Annotated in this window: 18 protein-coding genes and 1 pseudogene; 18 read left to right on the top strand and 1 reads right to left on the bottom strand. The window is 42.0% G+C overall.

From position 1 onward, the window contains the following. Positions 1–343: 343 nt before the first annotated feature. The 17 genes and pseudogenes from PU629_RS17375 to PU629_RS17295 all read left to right on the top strand — a co-directional run bounded on the left by PU629_RS17375 (position 344) and on the right by PU629_RS17295 (position 18,220). On the top strand, positions 344–886 hold the full coding sequence (locus PU629_RS17375; protein WP_275281297.1) for a DUF421 domain-containing protein: 543 nt from the start codon (positions 344–346) through the stop codon (positions 884–886). Between the two features lie 1,472 nt (positions 887–2,358). Continuing rightward, the gene (locus PU629_RS17370) at positions 2,359–3,030 is read left to right on the top strand and encodes a GntR family transcriptional regulator (protein WP_275284483.1); all 672 of its coding nucleotides are present in this window, start codon (positions 2,359–2,361) and stop codon (positions 3,028–3,030) included. 76 nt (positions 3,031–3,106) lie between these two features. Beyond that, positions 3,107–4,216 (top strand): mannonate dehydratase, encoded by a 1,110-nt coding sequence (uxuA, locus tag PU629_RS17365; RefSeq protein ID WP_275281296.1) that lies wholly within the window; start codon positions 3,107–3,109, stop codon positions 4,214–4,216. 170 nt (positions 4,217–4,386) lie between these two features. Next, positions 4,387–6,447, top strand: coding sequence for an alpha-glucuronidase family glycosyl hydrolase (locus PU629_RS17360; RefSeq protein WP_275281295.1), 2,061 nt, complete (start codon positions 4,387–4,389; stop codon positions 6,445–6,447). Between the two features lie 60 nt (positions 6,448–6,507). Next, on the top strand, positions 6,508–7,455 hold the full coding sequence (locus tag PU629_RS17355) for a sugar kinase (protein ID WP_343076292.1): 948 nt from the start codon (positions 6,508–6,510) through the stop codon (positions 7,453–7,455). A gap of 4 nt (positions 7,456–7,459) precedes the next feature. After that, positions 7,460–8,119, top strand: coding sequence for a bifunctional 2-keto-4-hydroxyglutarate aldolase/2-keto-3-deoxy-6-phosphogluconate aldolase (locus tag PU629_RS17350; protein WP_275281294.1), 660 nt, complete (start codon positions 7,460–7,462; stop codon positions 8,117–8,119). Between the two features lie 53 nt (positions 8,120–8,172). Then, the gene (locus PU629_RS17345; RefSeq protein WP_275281293.1) at positions 8,173–9,318 is read left to right on the top strand and encodes a family 8 glycosyl hydrolase; all 1,146 of its coding nucleotides are present in this window, start codon (positions 8,173–8,175) and stop codon (positions 9,316–9,318) included. A gap of 226 nt (positions 9,319–9,544) precedes the next feature. Then, complete coding sequence (locus PU629_RS17340) at positions 9,545–10,510, top strand: ABC transporter permease (RefSeq protein ID WP_481900452.1); 966 nt, start codon at positions 9,545–9,547, stop codon at positions 10,508–10,510. 16 nt (positions 10,511–10,526) lie between these two features. Further along, entirely contained in the window at positions 10,527–11,399 is an 873-nt protein-coding gene (locus PU629_RS17335) for a carbohydrate ABC transporter permease (RefSeq protein ID WP_275281292.1), read from the top strand. 58 nt (positions 11,400–11,457) lie between these two features. Continuing rightward, positions 11,458–13,116, top strand: a complete 1,659-nt coding sequence (locus tag PU629_RS17330; protein ID WP_275281291.1) for an ABC transporter substrate-binding protein — start codon at positions 11,458–11,460, stop codon at positions 13,114–13,116. A gap of 171 nt (positions 13,117–13,287) precedes the next feature. Then, on the top strand, positions 13,288–13,977 hold the full coding sequence (locus tag PU629_RS17325) for a YesL family protein (RefSeq protein WP_275281290.1): 690 nt from the start codon (positions 13,288–13,290) through the stop codon (positions 13,975–13,977). 33 nt (positions 13,978–14,010) lie between these two features. Next, positions 14,011–15,036, top strand: coding sequence for an endo-1,4-beta-xylanase (locus PU629_RS17320; protein WP_275281289.1), 1,026 nt, complete (start codon positions 14,011–14,013; stop codon positions 15,034–15,036). A 20-nt stretch (positions 15,037–15,056) separates the two neighbouring features. Continuing rightward, positions 15,057–15,902: an SDR family oxidoreductase gene (locus PU629_RS17315; protein ID WP_275281288.1), complete on the top strand. Its 846-nt coding sequence runs from the start codon at positions 15,057–15,059 to the stop codon at positions 15,900–15,902. 192 nt (positions 15,903–16,094) lie between these two features. Then, positions 16,095–16,298: pseudogene (locus tag PU629_RS17310) on the top strand (Gfo/Idh/MocA family protein); the annotation flags it as partial. A 15-nt stretch (positions 16,299–16,313) separates the two neighbouring features. After that, positions 16,314–16,727, top strand: coding sequence for a VOC family protein (locus tag PU629_RS17305; RefSeq protein ID WP_275281287.1), 414 nt, complete (start codon positions 16,314–16,316; stop codon positions 16,725–16,727). Between the two features lie 63 nt (positions 16,728–16,790). Continuing rightward, on the top strand, positions 16,791–17,411 hold the full coding sequence (locus PU629_RS17300) for a polysaccharide deacetylase family protein (RefSeq protein WP_275281286.1): 621 nt from the start codon (positions 16,791–16,793) through the stop codon (positions 17,409–17,411). A gap of 17 nt (positions 17,412–17,428) precedes the next feature. After that, positions 17,429–18,220, top strand: coding sequence for a Nif3-like dinuclear metal center hexameric protein (locus PU629_RS17295; RefSeq protein ID WP_275281285.1), 792 nt, complete (start codon positions 17,429–17,431; stop codon positions 18,218–18,220). Positions 18,221–18,327: 107 nt separating this feature from the next. On the opposite strand, the gene PU629_RS17290 is transcribed toward PU629_RS17295, so the two are convergent. Beyond that, entirely contained in the window at positions 18,328–21,771 is a 3,444-nt protein-coding gene (locus PU629_RS17290) for a glycoside hydrolase family 2 TIM barrel-domain containing protein (protein WP_275281284.1), read from the bottom strand. A gap of 395 nt (positions 21,772–22,166) precedes the next feature. Here PU629_RS17290 and tkt point away from each other — a divergent pair, with 395 nt between their 5' ends. Continuing rightward, complete coding sequence (gene tkt / locus PU629_RS17285) at positions 22,167–24,164, top strand: transketolase (RefSeq protein WP_275281283.1); 1,998 nt, start codon at positions 22,167–22,169, stop codon at positions 24,162–24,164. Positions 24,165–24,285 lie beyond the last annotated feature (121 nt).

Genomic DNA, 24,285 nt, shown 5'->3' with positions numbered 1-24,285 from the left:
TTTTCTAAAAGGTTGTTGCTATTTGAAAAAAAATAGGTGGAATTAGGTGAGACTCCTGCGGGAATAGCAAGCCAGGTGAGACCCCGCAGGCGTATTTTGCCGAGGCTCACGGATTGCCCGCGGAAAACGAGCTTATTGGAGCCTAAAAAATAAAACAATGTTTACGAAAATAACCAAGAAAAAACAGCGGATAAGCTTGCGAGCTTTTGCTGTTTTTTCTTTTGTATATCCGGGTCGCCATAGAAAGACGGGGTGCTTAAGTTTAAATGAATCCAATTTTAGTATAATTTTCAATGGGATGCTCATCCTAAAGACAAACAGATATGACTATGAGGGAAATAAGATGGGCATTCATTGGTTATTTAATGTTTTAACAACTTGCATAACCTTTCCGTTCCTATTGCTTCTTGTTCGGTGGATCGGTAAAACGCAAATAAGTCAGGCGACCTATTTTAATTGGGTGGCCGGAGCGTGTATGGGAAATATAGGAGCTAATATTATTGCCTCCTCAGATATTAAAGGGATTGTCAACAGTGCTGTCCAGCTTTTTCTCTTTTCTGGATTGACGGTTCTTGCATCGTACATAGCTTTGAAAAGCCGTAAATTCAGATCGGCTACGAGCGGACTCCCTTTAGTCCTTATTAATAATGGAAGGATCGTCTTTGAAAACTTAAAAAAAAGTAAAGTGAACAAAGATTTGCTCAAACAAATGCTTCGAGAACAGGGGCATTTTAATTATGAAGCGATCCGGTGGGCGATTCTAGAACCAACGGGTATCCTAAGCGTCCTGCCAATGAAAGAGGCGGAATCCGGGGAAACGAATGCCCTTCCGGATTCTGTTGAGACGGTTGAAAAAAAGAAGCAAAAGAGCCAGCCTATGAAGTAACCCGCTTATATCTTGAGTTTAACAGACCATAACAGTTAAGATCCGCCGCTCTCATACGACCGGTGGATTTTTTTGTACCAGAAAGTTGTGCTTAAAGTCTGTTAGGAAATTACAAGCTTCTAGACTTGTGGAAAATTCAATCATAAACCATGAGTAAACTTAGAGGGGAAGAGTGTGTATTGGAGGCTTCATCACACACAAAAGGGGCCGCACCGCTCGAGTATGTGTGCGTTGGAGGCTTCATCACACACAAAAGGGGCCGCACCGCTCGAGTATGTGTGCGTTGGAGGCTTCATCACACACAAAAGTGGCTGCACCGCCCGAGTATGTGTGCGTTGGAGGCTTCATCACACACAAAAGGGGCCGCACCACCCGAGTATGTGTGCATTGGAGGCTTCATCACACACAAAAGGGTCTGCGCCGCCCGAGAATTGGTGCGTTGGAGGCTTCATCACACACAAAAGGGGCTGCACCGCCCGAGTATGTGTGCGTTGGAGGCTTCATCACACACAAAAGGGGCTGCACCGCCCGAGTATGTGTGCGTTGGAGGCTTCATCACACACAAAAGGGTCCGCACCGCTCGAGTATGTGTGCGTTGGAGGCTTCATCACACACAAAAGGGGCCGCGCCGCCCGAAAATTGGTGTATTGGAGGCTTCATCACACACAAAAGTGGCCGCGCCGCCCGAGTATGTGTGCGTTGGAGGCTTCATCACACACAAAATGGCCGCGCCGCCCGAGTATGTGTGCGTTGGAGGCTTCATCACACACAAAAGGGTCCGCACCGCTCGAGTATGTGTGCGTTGGAGGCTTCATCACACACAAAAGGGTCCGCACTGCCCGAGTATGTGTGCGTTGGAGGCTTCATCACACACAAAAGTGGCTCCGCCGCCCGAGTATGTGTGCGTTGGAGGCTTCATCACACACAAAAGGGTCTGCGCCGCCCGAGTATGTGTGCGTTGGAGGCTTCATCACACACAAAAGGGGCCGCGCCGCCCGAGTATGTGTGCGTTGGAGGCTTCATCACACACAAAAGGGGCTGCACCGCCCGAGTGTGTGTGCGTTGGAGGCTTCATCACACACAAAAGGGTCCGCACCGCCCGAGTATGTGTGCGTTGGAGCCACCAACGCACAAAAAAGGCTCCAGACACGTTTTTCTTATATGTTTGGTGGCGCACTAGGAACTGACCGAGCTTCTTGGTAGCTTCTTGTCAAATTTTCTAAAGTTTTTTTAAATAACAATTGCAGGATCCTTGAAAGCGGTTTATAATCTAAATAATAAGAACTGCCATATTAGTATAATTAAAATACATTTATGTAATTAAGAATCTAATGATGTCGAATTAAATAATGAAACACGTCCTAGTTGGGGATGTTTAATTGCTTTCCTCTCTTTTTTTAAACCAACTGGCATACTAGTATAAATAATATTTCAATTAGGTAGCCAATATGAAAAAGGTGGTGAATCTGTTGATATCAACACCGAACAAACGAGGCAAGGGTTTAACAAGAGATTTTATCTATCAAACTATTAAAGAACAAATACTCAGCTTAACACTTAAACCAGGGACGAAACTCTCTGAGAAAGAAGTGGCAGCTGCTCTAGAAGTAAGCCGGACACCTGTGCGGGAATCCTTCCTTAAATTAGCTCAAGAGGAACTTTTGGAAATCTATCCTCAAAGCGGGACAATTGTTTCACTCATTGATCTTGACCATGTAGAAGAAGATCGCTTTATTCGAGAGAGTATAGAACGCTCGGTTATTCAGCTTGCCTGTTATGAGTTTAAAGAGGAGCTTAAGCTTGAAACTAATTTAGTGATGCAAGAGCTTTGTCTTGAGAAACAAGAGTTCTCTAGATTATTTGAACTTGATGAACAGTTTCACAAACTTTTATTTGAGGGCAGCCAAAAGCAAAGAACTTGGGAGTTCCTTCATCAATCGAACAGTCATCTTAACCGTCTTAGGCGCTTAAGGGTCAATTCGTCAATGGATTGGTCAGTGATTGTCTCCCAGCACAAAGAAATTTTTCAATATATTAAAGAAAAAGAGCCTCAAAAAGCGGAGGAAGCGATGGCTAATCATTTGAGATTGGCTTTAGTAGAAAAGGAAGTTTTAAAAGAACGATATCCAGATTTCTTTAAGTAAGAATTGACCTTAAAATTTTGGGGATCAGCTATACAACTAAATTTAATTGGCTGATGACAACAAAGGAGAATGCTGTGTGAAGCTTACCTTTAGATGGTTTGGAAGCAAGGATGATACGGTACCTTTAGATTACATAAAACAAATCCCCGGAATGGATGGGATTGTCGGTGCCTTATATGACGTTCCGGTTGGAGAGGTTTGGCCTCTTGAGAAGATTGTCGCACTAAAGCAAGAAATTGAATCGAAAGGTTTAACGTTTGAGGTGGTTGAAAGCGTTAATATTCATGAAGATATTAAGCTCGGCCTCCCTACACGCGATCGCTACATTGAAAACTATAAGGAAACCATTCGAAATCTGGCGAGTGTCGGTGTAAAAGTCATTTGTTATAATTTTATGCCGATCTTTGATTGGACCCGTTCAGACCTGGCAAAGTGTATGCCAGATGGTTCAACCGTGCTGGCTTATGAAAAAGAGAAATTTGAAAGCGTTGACCCAATAGGCCTTATTGAAAAAATTGAAAAGGAATCAAACGGGTTTGTGCTTCCTGGATGGGAGCCAGAGCGTTTAAAGGAAATCAAACACCTTTTTGCTTTATATGAGAATATAACCGAGGCGGATTTGGCTGTTCATCTTCAATACTTTTTAGAACAAATTATTCCGGTATGTGAAGAGAGCGATGTGAAGATGGCGATCCACCCGGATGATCCGCCGTGGTCCGTCTTTGGCTTACCGAGAATTGTTAAGAATCGTAAGGACCTTGAGCGTATTGTCAACATGGTCGATAGTCCATCCAATTGTCTCACTTTATGTTCAGGGGCATTAGGGGCCAATCCTCAAAATAATATTCCGGAAATGATGAGATATTTCTCGAGCATTAATCGGATTGCCTTTGCTCACATTCGGAACATTAAAATTTATGAAAATGGTGATTTTGTCGAATCCTCCCATCGCAGTTGTGACGGTTCACAAGATTTATATGAGATTATTAAAGCGCTTCACGATACGAACTATACAGGTTATATAAGACCTGACCACGGCCGCATGATTTGGGATGAAGAGGCCCGTCCTGGCTATGGGTTATACGATCGTGCTCTTGGCTGCATGTATATCTTAGGAATTTGGGATAGCTTGGATAAATTGAAAGAGAGTCAGTCAAAACAAGAAAATGAGCAGTCTATTTCCTAATTAAGGGATCTTTAGTTAAGAACAATGGGGCGTCTTTGCTTGTTAAGCCAACTGATAGCGGCAAGCCTAAAGCATGCATGCCTGCCTGCCATGAAACAGAAACTTGAGTTGGCTTAACGGATTCGCCTTTTACGTCATAGGAGTAAATAACTGAAAAAGGATGGTTAACTATGAAAACCAAGGAGCGCACGGATTCTACATCTTATAGAGCTTGGCTTCAATATAATCGAATAGAAGATACGAACGCTCGTGAAGGCTATCTTTCATACTGTCAAACGCTGGTCGCTTTGGAAGAGTCTCCCCTTATCCAAACAGCTATGAGTGAATTCAAAAGCGGAATCGAATCCATGTTGGGACAAAAACCAGTGTCTCAATCGAGAATTGGTGAATCCGGACTAGTTCTTGGAACACTAAATAGCTTAGATCAAATACCGGAAGTCGATCGAAATGAACTGGAGAAGCTTAATGAGGATGGTTTTGTCATTCGTACGACCAATCAGAACCTTTTTGTTATTGGTAAGACAGAAAAAGGCGTTATTTACGGCACTTATAAACTATTATCTCTTATCCAAAGGCAACAGCCAATCAATAAGCTCAACTTGATTGAACAGCCTAAGAATAAAATGAGAATGCTCAATCATTGGGACAACATGGATGGGAGCATTGAAAGAGGCTATGCGGGGCGTTCAATATTCTTCGATGATGATCGCATCACAAAAGATTATAAACGGATTCGCGATTATGCCCGTTTACTCGCTTCAATCGGGATCAATGCCTTAACCATCAATAACGTCAATGTTCATGCCGTTGAGACGAAGCTGATTGATTCTGAATTCTTGCCAGAAGTCGCGAAGCTCGGCAGTATTTTTAATGAATATGGCATTCAGCTCTTCTTAAGTGTTAATTATGCGAGTCCGATGCAATTAGGTAATCTGCCGACAGCTGATCCACTTGATCCAGATGTTAAGCAATGGTGGAAAGAAAAAGTGAGTGAAATCTATTCCTATATGCCAAATTTTGGCGGGTTTGTCGTAAAAGCAGATTCGGAGCATCGACCAGGGCCGTTTACTTATGGACGAAATCATGCCGATGGTGCCAACCTTCTTGCTGACGCTCTGAAGCCATTTGACGGGATTGTCTTCTGGCGCTGTTTTGTCTATAACTGTCTCCAGGATTGGAGAGATCGGTCAACAGATCGGGCAAGAGCGGCTTACGATCACTTTAAACCATTGGATGGCCAATTCTTAGATAATGTCGTCCTTCAAATTAAGAATGGGCCGATGGACTTTCAAGTGCGTGAAGCAGTGTCTCCATTATTTGGTGCGATGCCGAATACGAACCAAATCATTGAATTTCAAGTCACTCAAGAATACACAGGCCAGCAAATTCATCTATGTTATTTGATTCCTCAATGGAAGGAATTTCTTGATTTTGATACTTATGCAAAGGGTGAAGGTTCTTATGTTAAACGTGTCGTTGACGGAACGCTCTACCCATACAAATACTGCGGAGTGACAGCAGTAACAAATATTGGGCTTGATCTCAATTGGACAGGACACACATTGGCTCAGGCTAATCTATTCGGATATGGTCGTTTGACATGGGATCCTGATCTCTCAACCGAAGCCATTACTTCTGAGTGGATTGAACAAACCTTTGGGAATGACCCTGCTGTTAACGAGGTTATTAAAACGATGCTACTAAGCTCGTGGCCAATCTATGAAAATTATACCTCACCACTTGGTGTCGGCTGGATGGTCAACCCTGGTCACCATTATGGACCGAATGTGGATGGATACGAGTATTCTGTCTGGGGGACGTACCACTTTGCAGACCGGGACGGAATAGGGGTTGATCGAACGAAAAAGACGGGAACGGGCTATACCGGTCAATATTTCCCTGAAAATGAAGCGATGTATGAATCCCTTGAAACCTGTCCGGATGAGTTGCTGTTATTCTTCCACCATGTTCCATACACGCACCGATTAAAATCAGGGAAGACCGTTATTCAGCATATTTATGATACGCATTTTGAAGGTGTAGAGCAGGCTGAAGAGCTTAAAGTGATGTGGAGATCGTTGAAAGGGAAAGTAGATGATGAGCGCTATGAAGCGGTCTTAGATCGACTTTCAAAGCAAGCCGAACATTCTAAAGAATGGCGGGATATCATCAATACTTACTTCTACCGTAAATCGGGGATCACTGATGAAAAAGGACGCTTGATTTACTAATAAAGAGGATGAACCATGAGATAAGGTGTAGCACCTTTTTAACTTTTGAAAAGAATTGGGGTGAGGAAGTTGGACGTTGTAACATTTGGTGAAAGCATGGGACTCTTCATGCCTCTTCAGAATAAAAGTCTTGAACGAAGCCAATTCATTGAACAGTCATTTGGAGGAGCGGAAAGCAATGTGGCCATTGGTCTTGCACGCCTAGGTATTCAGGCAGGCTGGATGGGACGTCTTGGGACTGACCCAATGGGAACGGCCATTTTAAAAACCTTAAGAGGCGAACAGGTTGACGTTTCTAGAGCCAGGCAAACAAGCGAAGCTCAAACTGGCATGATGTTAAAAGATAAGCACTTGGATCAAACGCTCGTTTTTTATTACAGACGTCATTCAGCGGCAAGTCTTATGACGCCAAGTGATCTTGACCCTTCTTATATCAAACAGGCTAAGATTCTCCACTTAACAGGCATTACACCCGCTCTTAGTCCGTCGTGTCTTGATACTTGTCTCTATGCCATTGAAACGGCCAAACAACTCGGAGTAAAGGTTAGCCTTGATCCCAATTTGCGGCTCAAGTTATGGACAATTGAAGAAGCAAGAAAGGTGTTACTTCCTTTAATTCAAGAGGTGGATTATTTTCTGCCAGGTCTTGATGAACTCAAGCTTTTGCTTGATACAACGAACTTGGAGGATATCCTTCAATATCTTAAAGGTTTTGAGACGATAACGGTTATAAAAGGAGCCGGTGAAAGCAATCTGCTTCTTGATAATGGGGTTCACGAAATGCCCTTTTATAAAGTTCCACAGGTTGTTGATCCAGTAGGGGCTGGGGATGGATTTGCGGCAGGTTTCTTGGCGGGGATTATTAAGGGATTAACTCCCCATGAAGCAGTTGAGTTAGGAAGTCTTGTCGGGGCAATGGTTGTACAAGGAACGGGTGACTGGGAAGCTCTTCCTACCTGGGAAACCGTCGAGCAACTGCTAGGAAAGAAAAGAAAGATTGAGAGGTGATAATATGGAGAAATTGAAGGTGCTTCAAAGAGTCATGTCTGATGGGGTAGTGGCTGTTCTTAGAGGAGATTCTCCGGAAGAGGTTGTAAAGGCTGCTGAAAAAGCGATAGAAGGCGGAATTAAAATTATTGAAATCACCATGACTGTGCCTTTTGCTTTGGATGCCATTAAGACATTAGCCCTTAACTATCATTCGGGTTCAGAGGAAGATCCCATTATTGGTGCAGGGACGATTTTGGATCCTGAAACGGCAAGACTAGCCATTCTGAACGGTGCAGCGTTTATTGTTAGTCCGTCCCTTAATAAAGAGACGATGGTCCTATGCAATCGCTACCGAGTCCCCATTTTGCCGGGTGTTTCATCGGTTAAAGAGGTCCAGGAAGCATTAGAATGCGGGGCTGACCTCGTGAAGCTGTTCCCAGGCAATCACTTTGCACCATCCATGATAAAAACGATCAAAGGCCCTTATCCGCAAGTTCATATTATGCCAACAGGCGGTGTCTCCTTAGAAAACTTGCATGAATGGGTGAATGCAGGAGCAGCGGCAGTTGGAATTGGTTCGGACCTAACCTCTGAAACTTATAAAACCGGTGACTATGAACTGTTAACGAAAAAGGCTGAACAATATGTAGCCGCTTACCGCAAGGCATTAGTTAATAATTGAACGGATCAACCTGTTGAAGGAATGAATTAAGAACTTTGAGAAAGGGGAGTACCATGGGGAAATTAGCGGAAAACGGTGCCTTTTCAACGAATAGCTATACCAATCTTTTTAAAGAGATTGGCTGCACAGAGGAAGATGTTCAACAAAGATTAACAGAAACTTGGGAGGCCCTATTTGGGGAACATGATGACACACGTATCTATTATCCTGTAGATGATTCATTAGGCTATATCTTAGACACAGGGAATCTGGATGTCAGGACCGAGGGGATGTCCTACGGCATGATGATGGCTGTGCAAATGGACAAAAAAGACATATTTGATCGCTTATGGAATTGGACAAGAACCTATATGTATATGACTGAAGGCGAGAATGCCGGATACTATGCGTGGTCCTGTAATCCTGATGGATCGAAGCGTGCATACGGACCTGCACCGGATGGAGAAGAATATTTTGCTCTTGCCCTCTTCTTCGCCTCTCATCGCTGGGGGGACGGAGCAGAACCTTATAACTATGGTGTACAAGCAAGGGAGCTCCTGCGAACTTGTCTCCATAAAGGCGAGTCAGGTGACGGACAGCCCATGTGGAATCCTGAAAATAAGCTGATTAAGTTTGTTCCAAATTGTGGATTTAGTGATCCATCCTATCATCTGCCTCATTTCTATGAGTTGTTTGCGCTTTGGGCTAATGAGGAAGATCGAAGTTTTTGGAAAGAAGCAGCAGAAGCAAGCAGAGCTTACTTAAAATTGGCCTGTCATCCGGTAACGGGGCTTGCTCCTGAATATGCGTATTATGACGGAACCCCAAACAATGAAAGAGGTTACGGCCATTTTTACAGTGATTCTTATCGTGTTGCAGCCAACATTGGTCTAGATTACGAATGGTTCCGCAGTGATTCTTGGGAGGTACAGGAGGCTAACCTGATTCAGGCTTTCTTCGCAGATAAAGCTCCAGAAGAATTTCGCCGCTATACCATCGATGGACTCCCATTAGAAGAGGCAACTTTACATCCGGTTGGCTTGATCGCGACAAATGCGATGGCTTCTTTGGCAGCGGATGGACCTTATAAATGGTCGATGGTTGACAAGTTTTGGAATACCCCTGTTCGTACAGGTGTTCGAAGGTATTATGATAATTGTCTTTATTTTTTCAGCCTTTTAGCACTCAGCGGGACCTATAAAATTTGGTTTCCAAACTAATGCCTTTCAATCAAAAAATGAATCAAAAAAATATTTCTTCATCTAATATAAATTTTACGAAAAAGTTAAAAAATATAGATGAAAGCGCTTGAATTATCTTGTAGAATTTTGTATAATCAAGTTAGTTTAATAGATGAACTAAGTTGAATAACTTTCGAAATACTGCCAATCTAACGAGTTTTTTTAAAAAAAGACGAGACTTAAATTTTAAAAAGGAGGTTAAGCGATGAAAGTGGAACACGATCTCTCAAAACCTATTACCACTGTTCAGCCTAAGGCCCAGTCAAAGGTTAAATTTAAACTTAGACAAATGAGAAAAGACGTGGCACTTTATGTCTTACTGATTTTGCCATTAGCCTATTTGGTGATTTTTAAATATATTCCAATGGCAGGAAATATTATCGCTTTTAGAAGGTTCGTGCCGGGCGGGAGCATGTTCGGTCAGGAATGGGTGGGGCTGTATTACATTAAGATGTTCATCCATGACCCGTCTTTCTGGGGCGTATTTAAAAACAATATTATTTTAAGCTTCTTAACATTAATATTCTGTTTCCCTTTACCAATTATTTTAGCACTATTATTAAATGAGATTACATCAACAAAATTCAAAAAATTCGTTCAAACCGCTTCTTATCTTCCGCACTTTATTTCAGTCGTTATTGTCAGTGGGATGATTTTGGAAATCACTTCAAGTACAGGTGTATTAAACATCCTGATGAAAGCGCTTGTTGGACATAAAATTCTTTTCATGCAAGACCCGAGCTGGTTTAGGCCAATATATGTCGGTTCAGAAGTTTGGCAAACCACTGGTTGGGGAACGATTCTCTATTTAGCAGCTCTTACTAATATTGATACATCCCTTTATGAAGCAGCTAGAATAGATGGTGCGAATCGCTGGAAGCAAACCATTCATATCACGTTACCGGGGATTTTACCAACGGTTATCACTTTGTTAATTCTTAATATTGGTAACTTAATGGCGGTAGGGTTTGAAAAGATCTTATTAATTTACAACCCTTTAAACTACCCGACATCTGATGTTATTTCAACCTATCTCTACCGAGTGGGTTTACAATCAAGTGATTTTAGTTACGCCACAGCAATTGGTTTATTCGAGTCGATCATTGGATTCGCTCTAGTCTTCTCGGCGAACTATTTATCAAGAAAACTTACAGACACAAGTTTGTGGTAAGGAGGTTGGAATAGTTATGAAAACATCTCGTTCATATAAGGTATTCACCGTATTTAACGTCATTTTCTTGCTGATAGTTGTCTTTTTAACTTTAATTCCCTTTGTCAACATCATTGCTGAATCTTTTAGCAGCAGTGCTGAAATTAATGCAGGTCATGTGAGCATCATTCCGAAAGGGTTTAACTTAGATACTTATAAAATCATTTTGAAGGACAAGGAATTTTGGGTTTCATACAAAAACACAGTCGTCTATACCGTAGTCGGTACCTTAATTTCCATGTTTTTGACCACCATATTTGCCTATGCTTTATCTAAAAAAAGGTTGGTGGGTCGGCGTTTCTTAACCTCTGTTGCCGTATTTACCATGTTCTTCAATGGTGGCCTGATTCCAAACTACATTTTGGTTAAAAGCTTGCATTTTACGGATACCATCTGGGCAATTGTCATTCCAGGAGCCATCAGCGTTTTCAACATGTTAATTATGAAATCCTTTTTTGAAAGCATGCCGGAAGAATTGGAAGAAGCGGCTGCTATTGACGGATCAGGTGTTTTTGGGACTTTAGGCCGAATCATCTTGCCACTCTCTAAACCGATCCTTGCCACGATGTTTTTATTCTATGCGGTAGGTGCATGGAACTCTTGGTTCCCTGCCTTCTTATACTTTGATAAATCGTCTTTGTTCCCTGTTTCTATCTATCTTAGAAACTTGATTGCTGGTGCCTCCAATTCGCTTTCAAGCGGAGCAACAAGCGCAGATAATTTGACTCAAATCGCTTCAAATATTAAAGCGGTTACGATGGTTTTAACCGTCTTACCTATCTTGTGCGTCTACCCATTCGTACAGAGGTACTTTGTAACCGGAATCATGTTAGGTTCTGTAAAACAATAGCGGATGAAACTTATGACAATATAAGTTCATTAATAAAATTTCCTAGGGGGAAATGTGTGTGAATAAGTTAGCGAAAAAGACAGCTACCTTGGCTGTTGCAGCGACCGTTCTAGCATCGCTTCTAACCGGCTGCGGCAGCAGTAAATCATCATCATCATCAAGCTCAAGCGATGTCAAGGTATCCGGAGCAGCGATGAAGAATTACAAAGCTGGGGAACAATTTAAAGCAACCAAGAAAATCACTATTCCAATTCTATTTAATGATAACCCTGCTTATCCTTACAAAAAGGATTGGGAGTTCTGGACGGATCTTACAGAAAAGACAAATGTTACATTAAAACCAACTGTTGTTCCAATGAGTGACTACTCTCAAAAAAGAAGTTTGTTAATCAGCTCTGGAAACGCACCAGATATTATTGCTAAGACTTATCCAGGGGAAGAAACACCTTTTGTGTCTTCAGGTGCGATTCTACCAGTCAGTGACTATGTAAAGTATATGCCAAACTTTGAACAAAAAGTAAAGGAATGGAATTTGGAGCCTGAACTGGATACGTTGAGACAGGCGGATGGAAAGTATTATGTGTTGCCAGGGATTCACCAAGCCTACTGGCCAGATTACACACTAGCTGTTCGTGTAGATATTTTCAAAAAGAATAATATTCCACTTCCAAAAACTTGGGCTGAACTTGAAACAGATCTTGAGAAATTAAAGAAAATTTATCCTAACAGCATCCCATTCTCTGACCGTTTCAACACGAACACTGGAAACAGCACTTTGAATATTGCCGCTCCAACATTTGGCACTCAAGCAGGGTGGGGATTAGGCGATGGACTCCAATTTGATAAAGATTCCGGGAAATTCGTTTTTGCACCAGCTACTGATAACTATAAAAATTTAATTTCATACTTCCATGATCTTGTTGCTAAAGGGCTTATGGATAAAGAAAGCTTTACTCAATCCGATGATCAAGCTGTTCAAAAGTTTGAAACGGGTAAATCCTTTGTTATTGCTACAAATGCACAAACCACTCAACAGTACATTACAGATATGGACAAAACACTTGGTAAAGGCAAATTTGAAGTAGCTAAAATCACTGTTCCAGGCGGTCCTAAAGGTGACGTTGTTGCAGGTTCCAGACTTGAGAATGGGATTATGATTACAGCTAACGCTAAAAAGAACCCTAACTTTATTGCAGAGCTTCAATTCATTGACTGGTTATTATACAGTGATGCTGGTGAAGAATTTGCCAAATGGGGTGTTGAAGGTAAAACCTTTACAAAAGACGCTAACGGTAAACGGACACTTGAGCCTGATGTAACATTTGGTGGTGCTGGTCTTAACCCATCTGGTACGAAAGATTTACGTACTGATTTAGGCTTCTCTCAAGGTAACTATGCTTACGGTGGTTCAACGGAATTGCTCCAATCCATGATGAGTGGTCCTGAGCTTCAATTCCAAAAAGATATGGAAAGCAAGACTTTGCTTCCTCCTAATCCGCCGCATCCATATACTCAAGCTCAATCTGAACAGCAAACCTTGAAACAAACACCATTAACGGACTATGTCCAACAGTCAACACTTCAATTTATTACTGGACAACGTCCATTGTCTGACTGGGATCAATATGTGAATGAGCTCAAATCTAAAGGTATGGATCAATATGTACAAACTGCAAATGATGCTTACCAAGCTTATTTGAAAACTCAAAAGAAATAAGGACGTCCATTCAAGATAAACTGCCTTTTAAGGGAGGCAGTTTATCTTCTCCTTTTTTTAGGGGGATATTTGTTTTCCAAGTAAAATAGTCTTGTTCTAGCGGGTGAATTTCAAGTATCTTTATAATAGACAGTTTTTTGTCCTATAATTTAACGATTTGAGGGAAAGCAATTGAGTAATAAGAAGGAATTTGGCTCAGGTCCATTTTTTACAATAACGAATCATATCTACGGCTTTCTATTAACCAGCGTAAGCTTCATCGTGTGCAATTGTCTTCTTCTGTTTGTCAGCTTAGTGATTAAGCCAGTCTTTTCAAATATGATTTTTTATTTTCTAGCGCTTATTCCAACAGGGCCAGCACTTTCTGCGTTAATTTATTCGATTCGAAAACTGATGAAAGAAAAAGAAATTGCCCCAATTAAACTCTATTTCTATGGCTATAAAAGAAACCTCAAGGACGCATCCAAATTGTGGATTCCTTTTCTTGTGATTTCGTTTGTTCTCGTGGCTGATTTGCAATATTTTAATAGACACTCAAGTGTTATGAATTCGGTTCTAGAGATTGTCTTTGTTATGGCCCTTTTCTTTTTGGCTGTCGCCGTCTTCTATGGTTTATTAATCAGCTCACAGTTTGTATTCCGAACCAAGGATCTCCTCAAGCTGTCCATCTTGTACCTTTTAACAAAAGTCAAATGTACACTTGGGAATATTGCCTTAATAATTATTCTTTTATTTCTTTCTATGATAACGTCTAATCTTGTTGTGATTTTGTTTAGCAGTCTTATATGCTATGCCTTTCTATTAAATAGTCAAGTGATTCTTAAGGATGTTGAGGAGAACTATATTCAATCCTCCCAATAATCTTCTAATACCTTATAAAGGAGTTGGCAAGGTATGGAAACGCTTAAAAAGATGCCATCATTAAAAGAAGTCTTCAAGAATGATTTTGAGATTGGCGCAGCGGTGAACCCTGTCACACTTAAAACGAGTGAGGGGCTTTTAACCAAGCATTTCAGCAGTTTAACTTCGGAAAACCATATGAAACCAGAAGCTCTTCAGCCAAAGGAGAATGGTTTCACATTCAGTCAAGCGGATGAACTGGTTGCTTTTGCTAAAAAGCATAATATGAAGGTCCGCGGACATAACCTCGTCTGGCACAATCAAACACCCGATTGGTTTTTTAAAGATCAAAAGGGCGTACCCGTCAGCCGAGATCAACTATTAGATCGTCTAAAAACCCATATTACGACTGTTGTCAGCCGTTATAAGAAAGACATTTATTGTTGGGATGTTGTGAATGAAGCGATCGCGGATGAGGGGCCAGAACTTCTTAGGCGCTCAAAATGGCTAGAATATGTTGGCGACGATTTTATCGAGAAGGCATTTGAATTTGCTCATGATGCAGATCCTAATGCCCTTCTTTTTTACAACGATTATAACGAAACGCATCCTGTCAAACGAGAAAAGATATACAAGCTTGTTAAGTCTCTTTTGGATAAAGGCGTACCCATCCATGGAGTAGGCTTACAGGGGCATTGGAATCTCGAGAGTCCATCGCTCGATGAGATTCGTGAGGCAATTGAGCGTTATGCATCATTAGGACTAAGCTTACATATAACTGAACTTGATGTATCTTGTTTTACTTGGGAGGATAAGCGGACAGAACTCGAACGGCCGACTCCGGAGATGATGGAAGCGCAGACAAAGAAGTACGAACAGTTATTTCAATTATTTAAGGAGTATGCCGGAGCGATCACATCGGTTACTTTTTGGGGTGTTGCCGATGATTATACCTGGTTAAATGATTTTCCTGTTAAAGGGAGAAAGAATTGGCCGTTTCTATTTGATGCGAACCATCAGCCAAAAGAGGCCTTTTGGAAAGTGATTGACATAAATTCTAATAAATTTTCAAACGAATAACTTTTGAGTGGAGGGATGACATGTTACCTATACATGATCAGTTAAAAGGGAAAGTTGCGGTTGTGACAGGCGGAGGCGGTGTTCTCTGCGGCTGTATGGCAAAAGAGCTCGGGCGTCAAGGGATGAAGGTTGCGATTTTGAATCGTACGTTTGAGAAAGGTGATAAGGTAGCCCGTGAGATTGTCGAAAATGGCGGGGATGCTTTGGCTGTTGAATGCAATGTGTTGAGTGTGGAAAGTGTTCAAAAAGCGAAGGAAAAAGTTTTGGACCATTATGGACGATGTGACCTTCTCATCAATGGGGCAGGCGGGAATCACCCGGATGGCATTACAACTAAGGAAATTTTTGAAAAAGAGGACCTTAATCAAGCTGATATTGTGAGCTTCTTTGATTTGAAACCAGAAGGCTTTGACTTCGTTTTTAACTTAAATTTTATTGGGACCTTTATTCCGAGCCAAGTCTTTGGGCAGGAGCTCATTCAGCAAAAGGGATCCATTATTAATATCTCATCTATGAGTGCACCAAGCCCCATGACAAAGGTTCCAGCCTATAGTGCAGCTAAATCGGCTATCGAGAATTTTACGAAATGGTTGGCGGTTCATTTCGCAGAAGCAGGCATCCGCGTCAATGCGATTGCACCGGGTTTCTTTTTGACGGAGCAAAACCGAAATCTATTAACAAATTCGGACGGGTCCTATACGGATCGAACCAAAAAGATTCTCTCCCATACGCCGATGAGACGTCTAGGCAGTCCAGAGGATTTGCTTGGAACCCTTCTTTGGCTTGTGGATGACGGAACGAGCGGTTTTGTGACGGGGATCAGTGTTCCTGTTGACGGCGGGTTTATGGCTTATTCAGGCGTTTAAAACGGGAAAGCATCTCGGAGGAGGTGTAACCATGATAACTATAGGAATTATTGGATCTGGTTCTATCTCAAATGCCCATTTAAAAGGCGTATCAACAATTTCCGAATGACTGTCGAACTTGTCTATCCTGAAAAATCAAAACAGCAAGCACTGTCACATGATCTAAACGATGAGGTATATGGGGACACAAGCGTTAACCACCAAGGAGAAAAGCATTTTGAACTGACTGGAAAAGTAGGCTATCCATTCTTTCGTGAATTTATTTTAGACTGTTTAAACGGGACTGAAAAGGCTAGGACTCAAGAGCATGCCTTCAAGGCAGCAGAGCTCTGTATCATAGCCGAAAATCAAGCTATTAAAATAGAATCGGCTGACGAGATCACGAAAGTCAAGTGAAAGGAAGAATCGGAATTGATTCAAATTAAGGCTTTTCATCATGTGAGCATAGCGATAACGGACCTTGATAAAGCAAAGCATTTTTATGGAGATATCCTAGGCTTCCCTGAATTAAAGCGGCCAGATTTTGACTTTCCGGGTGCCTGGTATCAAGTCGGTGAGCAACAGCTTCACTTGATCGTTTATCCGGAAGCGAAGACTTTAAGAAGCACTTCTTCGATTGATACGAAAGACGGTCACTTTGCCATTCGAGTAAAGGACTATGACGAGACACTTCGTTACTTGAAGGAAAAAAACGTGGCGGTCCTTGAAAAGCCCTTTAGCCAGAGCGGTTTTGCACAAATTTTTTGTACCGACCCAGACGGCAATGTCATCGAGTTTCATGTTGATCAAAAAGAAAGAATCAATCATCTTAAAAAAAAGGAATGAGTCGCTCATTCCTTTTCTTAATGACTCCATTTAAGGCTTTTTATAAAAGTAGGAGGGATCAACTTGGCATCTAAAAGCACGCTTGCAAAAATCGATACAGATGAATTGGCGGTAGCGATTACCTTTGATGACGGTCCTAATCCCATATACACCCCGCAAGTGTTGGAGATATTTGATGAGGTGTCTGGAAAGGCCACTTTTTTTATGATTGGCGAACAAATGGTTAAAGAGCCTGAGCTTGTCAAAACTATCTCAGAAAAAGGGCATGAAATCGGCAATCATAGTTACACTCATGCCAATTTGACGGAAATCGACGAAGCGGCCATTCAACGAGAGCTTGGGCAGAATGAGAAGCTGATTGAAACATTAACGGGGAGGAAACCAGCGATCATGAGACCGCCGTATCTTGCCTTTAACGAGATCGTTCAGTCAGTCGTACATCAGTTTGATTATGAAGCGATCGGAGCCTTAAACATGGAGGCAACCGATTGGGAGCAGCCTGGTGTCGATCATATTTATACAGCATCGCGAAAGCATGTTCAGAACGGCAGCATTCTCATTTTTCATGATGGGTATGGGGATCGTTCACAAACGATTGAAGCCGTTCGCTTACTTGTAAGAGATCTGACAAAAGCGGGCTATCAATTGGTGACGGTAAGTGAACTGTTAAGCCTTTCCAGATAAATTTGGGGGATGGACGAATGGAAATTAGAGTAGAGGATGTCATCAACTTTCTAACCAAACCCGTTGGAGCGCTTGAAAAAACGGTGGATACTCTTAAGGCGGGGGCACTTGAGACTCTTGTGACAGGGATAGCGGTAAGCTTCATGCCTACTTATGAGGTCATCCAAAAAGCAGTGGAGATCGGTGCCAATCTGCTTATTACTCACGAAGGTGTCTTTTTCAGTCACTGGGACAAATTGGCCTCTGATTTCAATCGGGTATATGACAAGAAGCAAAAACTAATCAACGACTCAGGGATTGCGATCTTTCGGTTACATGATTATATCCACCGTTTTCAGCCGGATGGAATTACGAATGGGTTAGTGGAAGCGTTAGAATGGGACAACTATGTCGAGGAACATCAACCGGTTGCGACTATTTTATCAATTCCAGAAATGACAGTTCAAGAAGTTGGAAAATACGTGAAAAACAAATTGGGTATCGAATATATACGATGTGTAGGCAATTTATCCATGCCTTGTTCTCGAGTCGGTTTGCTTGTTGGGTATCGAGGCGGAGGGGAAACGGCGATCCCTCTTTTTGAAAAGTATCATCTCGATTTAGTCTTATATGGAGAAGGACCAGAATGGGAAACTCCGGAGTATGTCCGAGATGCGATTAGCCAAGGCGATCATAAGGCTTTATTAATAGTGGGGCATGCTGAGAGTGAAGAGCCTGGAATGAAAGGCCTCGCCAGAACAATCAAGGAAGAGTGGCCATCAATCCCTGTTCACTTTATTCCGACAGAGTCTGCCTTTCAACTCATATAAATCTACTTAAAGAGCACCTTTTCTTATTAGCCTGTTATATACAGGTTATAGAAGAGGTGCTTTCAGCTTATTAACGCTTGATTGATTTGTCCTTGTCCATTATCCGTTTAATGCTCAAACCGGAACCAGCCAAAATCAAACTGGCTGCCGGGAAGAAAGATAAAGGTGACTTTCTGCTCTCCCGTAATCGTGTCTAAGTTAAACACCTGTTCTTCATAGCTTTCGGATTGCCGGAATTCGACGATTTGATTGCTCTCTCCATTTTGATTCTCGAATCGGATATGAATCGTGTTGTTAGGAAGAGGAGTTCTCCCATAAATCCTAATTTTTGATGCACCGTTTTGAGCAAAGTCCATGTGGTCGAACACTAATGAGACGTTATTTCCTATGTTTTCAACACAGTTGTCCGTTAAGACAAATGAATCTCCATAGATCGAATCGCAATCACGAGCGGAATTTTGTTCAAAGGCACGTGTTTGTTTTTCAAAAGAGAAGCCTTTTATATGAACCTTTTGGTGAAGAACAAAACAAATAGAAGTGATTCCTTTTAACCTTTTTGGCAACTGATAGGTTTCTGCTTGGTAGACATTCCATTTGGATTCTTTTTGATAAATAAATTCACCCAAGAAGACACTTTCGGGTTCATCCGGCATGCCTTCCCAAATCTGTATAGGATACTCGTCACCAGATAAAGCAAATATCGGAAGGGTGATCGTGTCAGAGCCATATGAACCAAAATCGATGCCACGAAATCCGACTTGCGTTTCGCCATCTCGGCTTGTAGCCACACCGCGTTCATTCCCATTTCCAAGCTCACCTTTGCTGTAATCATAAAGCCCTGCCGAAATAAATTCATAAGGGTTCTTGAAGGCCGTTCCAAGACCCGTTGCCTTAAATTCAAGCTGAGAGATCAAACGCACTTTTTCCCCGCCGTTTTTACTTGTACAACGGACGCGAAATTCGCCATCGCCTAGAGCGGTCACCTTCGCTTCATGTCCACAGGCCTCTATCTTCGCCATGTTAGATTCAATCCCAGTTTCGTTAACGACACTCCATTGAACCTCTTGGTAGCTTGCCTCTTCAGGATAAAGTTTTGCCCGGACCATCATTTCTTTAGTCTCTTCATTAAAAAGCTGTCCAGACTCACTGATCAATTCAATTTTCCGCAATGGAAGCTCGTCAAGGCTTCCTAAAAGAATAGGTGAGTCACTATTCTTCATCTGAGCAGAAACCCCTTGAAGGCTCTCTTGACTTGGAACAGCCGTATAGTCGGCTGTGACCGTTTCTAAGCCTTTTGATGATACTTCTAACTTTATGGTTCCTGGTTCTAAGGTGGAAGCGATAATGGCCATGAGCTTGCCGCTGAACAAGCGCCTGCTTAGCCCCTTATAAGAGTCATAGTCGGTACTGTCACCGTTATCAAGCCCTACTAATCGTCCTGCACCGGTTACCTGAACATGTACACGGTTGGTCGCGTTTGCCACCATATGGCCACTCGCATCCTTTATCGCGATCTCAACAAACATTAAATCGGTCCCATTGGCTGTTAACTCGTCCTTATCTGGGGTTAAGCAGATCGAGCTTTGATTGCCAAATGAATGCTGGACATCTGTTGCAATAACCCGACCCGTCTCATCATAAGCAATGGCTTTTAATTCTCCGTGTGTATAAGGGATCTTCCACCAACCGACAAGTTGTGTACCGTTTTCATGATCAATATCATGAGTGCCAACACTTTCCCCATTTACCAAGAGTTCAATGCGAGGGGCATTTGAAGCGACGCGAACATCGATCATTTGTCCAGGGCTGAAATCCCAGTATGGAAAGATATGGACCATTGGGTGCGTCTTGTAATCGGTCCATGCCGCTTGATAGATATAAAAAGAATCTTTTTTGAAAGTGGCAGTATCCAATTGTCCGAAATAAGCGTTTTTTGTATGGTAGGGGGTCGGTTCTCCAATATAATCGAATCCCGTCCAAATAAATTGACCGAGAGAAAAGGGAGTCTCTCGCTCTGCTAGAATGCAAGCTTCAGCTGACTTGGCTCCCCAACTTGTAGAACTGTTTCCAAGTGCTGAACATTGTTCATCATCATCAGCCAGAATGGAAGCATCATATGGGAAGTGGTAAATGCCGCGGCTTTGCACAACTGAGGCTGTTTCACTGCCGTAAATGATCCAGTCGGGATGCTCGGTATGATGCGTGTGATAATACTTTTCTGCATAATTATAGCCGGCTACTTTGACGAGATCCGCAACCTTTTGGGCATTCTCCCATGGCATATAGTTGGAGCCAATGGTTACCCGTGCATTTTCTTTAGGATCATATTTTCGGACTTCCTCCATAAGCATTTTGGCGATGGCGAGGCCGCGGTCATCGGCATGTGTATCATAGATTTCATTGCCGATACTCCACAAACCTAAGCTCGGATGGTTTCGATCACGCATGACCCAGCTTTTGACATCAGTCTTTGCCCATTCTTTAAAAAATCTGGCATAGTCATAAGTGGTCTTTGGACGCTCCCACATATCAAAGGCTTCCGAGACGATGACAAATCCCATTTCATCGGCTAAGTCCATTAACTCTGGCGCTGGCATATTATGGGCGGTTCGGATCGCATTAACACCCATTTCTTTTAACAGGGAAAGCCGCCTCTTTAAAGCTGTTTTATTAAAAGCAGCCCCTAAGGCACCTAAATCATGATGCTCACAAACGCCATTCAATTTGAGTTTATTTCCATTCAATATAAAGCCTTCATTCGGATCTAATTGAATCGTTCTAAAGCCGATGTTCTGGGTTAAGCCTTCAAGCGCTTCCATTTTTGACATTTGTGATTCTTCGGTAATCGGTTCTAGTCGTGTAACAAGTTGATAAAGATTGGGAAAGTCAGGGCTCCAAAGGTGCGGGTCCTTGATTTGAATCATCTGCCGATCTAAGACATCGCTTTCAAAATGAGGGGCAGCTGTAAGTGTGTTTGAAACGGTCGTGATCAAGTTCTCCTTATAAAAGATCTGATGAGAGAGCTTCACGTCTTCTGAAACGGATAGATCCGTCTCGACCTCGATTGTCCAGTTGTTCTCGCTTTGGTTTAGGCTTATGTAAATCCCGTCTGTTTTAATATGGGTTTTGTTTCGTTCTTTAAGCCAGACATTGCGATAAATGCCAGCCCCTGAATACCAGCGGCTATTTGGACTTTGGTGGACGACTTTAACAAGAATTTCATTTTCGCCTATGACCACGGCGTCTGTGATTTCATGTTCAAATGAGGAGTAGCCATATTTCCATTCACCGATTAATTGCTGATTAACATAAAGGGTAGAATCCATGTAAACGCCATCAAAGTTGAGTAAAAGGTGATCGGCTTTTTCAGAACAGTGAAATGTTTTTTTATACCAGCCAATGCTGTTTTCGTATAAATTCAGTGAATCAGCAATCAACCAATCATGCGGAAGATCAATCGGTTGAAAGGTTAAGTGAGTTGGATCGGTTACTTCAAGGGGGCTCTTGGCAAATTGCCATCGGTCATTAAACAGGACCTTTTTAGTTTTCATGTACAAAATCCCTTCTGGTAATTTTTGATAAAAAATAAAATGTCTGCACCCGTGAGACGTTGGAGATGAGTTAAGAAGACTCAGAGATTAATAAAGTCCATGTAATAAGTTAAGTCATCTAACTACACTTGTAAAATAACTGGTTGTTTGTAGAAAAGGCAAGAAGAAAGGGGTAAAATTAAGTTGATGATTAAAAATAATTATTCAGAAAATGGTTAGTTTACTTAGTGTGGTTGTTAGACAAAGTAAGTATACCGTGATATGATTTCATTGAAAAGAGACTTGACTACTATTCTAAAGAAAATTTCGAACTTAAATATTTTATATAAGTATATGGTATGATGGTCTTTGGAACTTACATAAAAGTTTAATAGAAATGAAGGAGAGGAAAAACTATGGCAATACAAACAACACAAGACGTTGAAAAATTAGCCGTAACAACCATTCGGACATTAGCAATAGATGCGATAAATGCGGCAAACTCTGGTCACCCTGGCCTTCCTATGGGAGCAGCGCCAATGGCTTATGCTCTATGGGCCAACCACATGGCACACAATCCAGCTAACCCGAAATGGTTTAACCGTGACCGCTTTGTTCTATCTGCCGGTCATGGCTCGACATTGCTTTATAGCCTGCTTCACTTAGCTGGTTATAATGTATCGATTGATGATTTGAAAAATTTCCGCCAACTAGACAGCTTGACACCAGGACATCCAGAATTCGGACATACACCAGGTGTTGAAGCGACAACCGGGCCTCTAGGCCAAGGTATTGCCAATGCGGTCGGTATGGCTATGGCAGAAGCTCACCTCGCTGCCAAATTTAACAAAGATGGGCATTCGGTTATTGATCACTTTACTTATGCGATAGTAGGTGATGGGGATCTCATGGAGGGCATCTCTTATGAAGCTATGTCCATGGCCGGTCATATGAAGTTAGGCAAGCTCGTCGTTCTTTATGATTCCAACGATATTTCATTAGATGGAGAACTCAATGTTTCTTTCTCAGAAGATATTGAGAAGAGAGCTCAATCCGCTCATTGGCAGTATTTAAAAGTGGAAGATGGCAATGATATTGGCGCGATCACAAAGGCTATTGAAGAAGCTAAAGCCAACTCAGACCAGCCAACTATTATTGAAGTTAGAACCATAATTGGTTTTGGCAGTCCAAAAGTAGCCGGAACGAATAAAGCACACGGTGCTCCTCTTGGCGCTGAAGAAGCCAAAGCAACCAAGAAAGCTTATGATTGGCTTTACGAAGAGGACTTCTATGTTCCTGAAGAAGTCAAAGCTCATTTTGAACAGTTGAAGGCAAAAGGGGTCGAGGCTGAAAAATCTTGGAATCAAGCCTTTGATGCCTATAAGCAAGCTTACCCAGAATTAGCGGATCAATTAAGCAAAGCGATTGATGGAACGGTTCTTATTGAAGCTAACGACATTTTAACTTTCGATCCTGATAAAGAGGTTTCAACTCGTGTTGCGAGCGGTAAAGCCATTAATCATTTTGTGAAATCAGTTCCAGCTATTTTCGGAGGAAGTGCAGACCTTTCACACTCCACGATGACTGAAATTGAAGGTGAACAAATCTTCGCGGTTGAATCCTATGCAGCACGTAATGTGTATTTCGGTGTTCGTGAGCATGCGATGGGAGCAGCAGCAAATGGAATGGCTTATCATGGCGGCCTTAAGCCTTTTGTCAGCACGTTCTTTGTATTTAATGATTACTTACGTCCTTCCATTCGGTTGGCAGCTTTATCCAAGCTTCCAGTAACCTATGTCTTTACGCATGATTCTATTGCCGTAGGTGAGGATGGACCGACGCATGAGCCAGTTGAACATTTGGCGGCGCTTCGTGCGATTCCTGGATTAACCGTCATTCGACCAACGGATGCTAATGAGACTGCAAGTGCTTGGGCTTACGCTTTGCAACAAACAGAAGGTCCTGTTGTACTCGTATTGAGCCGTCAAAATCTTCCTGTTTTCAATGAAACAAAGGCTAACTTAGATAAGGTTTCTAAAGGAGCTTATGTTTTATCTGAAACGAATTCTAATCCGGATGTTATTTTAATCGCTACAGGCTCTGAAGTTGCCTTAGCATCAAAAGCGAAAGCAGAGCTCGAAAAAGACAATACGTCTGTCCGTTTAGTAGCTATGCCAAGCTGGGAATTATTTAATAAGCAATCCGCGGAGTATAAGGAGTCAGTCCTTCCTGCATCCGTTAAGAATCGCGTGGCGGTTGAAATGGGCGTTTCATTAGGCTGGGATCGATATGCTGGCGCTGAAGGGAAAATCCTTTCTATCGATACGTTTGGGGCTTCCGGAAACGGTGGAGCTGTTATGAAGCATTTTGGCTTTACACCAGAAACGATTGTCCAATTAGTAAAAAATCGTTAATCAAAGCTATTTTAATATAAATTTAGGCTTCTGATTAAAAGCTTAAGAATTAGCAGGCGTTTTTTGAATGGTTCATGATTCAAAAGACGTCTATGCTAGTTGAATAAGAGATTTATTAAAT

Origin of the sequence: Pullulanibacillus sp. KACC 23026 (genome assembly GCF_029094525.1) — a bacterium.
Classification (GTDB): Bacteria; Bacillota; Bacilli; order Bacillales; family Sporolactobacillaceae; genus KACC-23026.
This window is presented reverse-complemented; position numbering and strand designations above follow the sequence as displayed.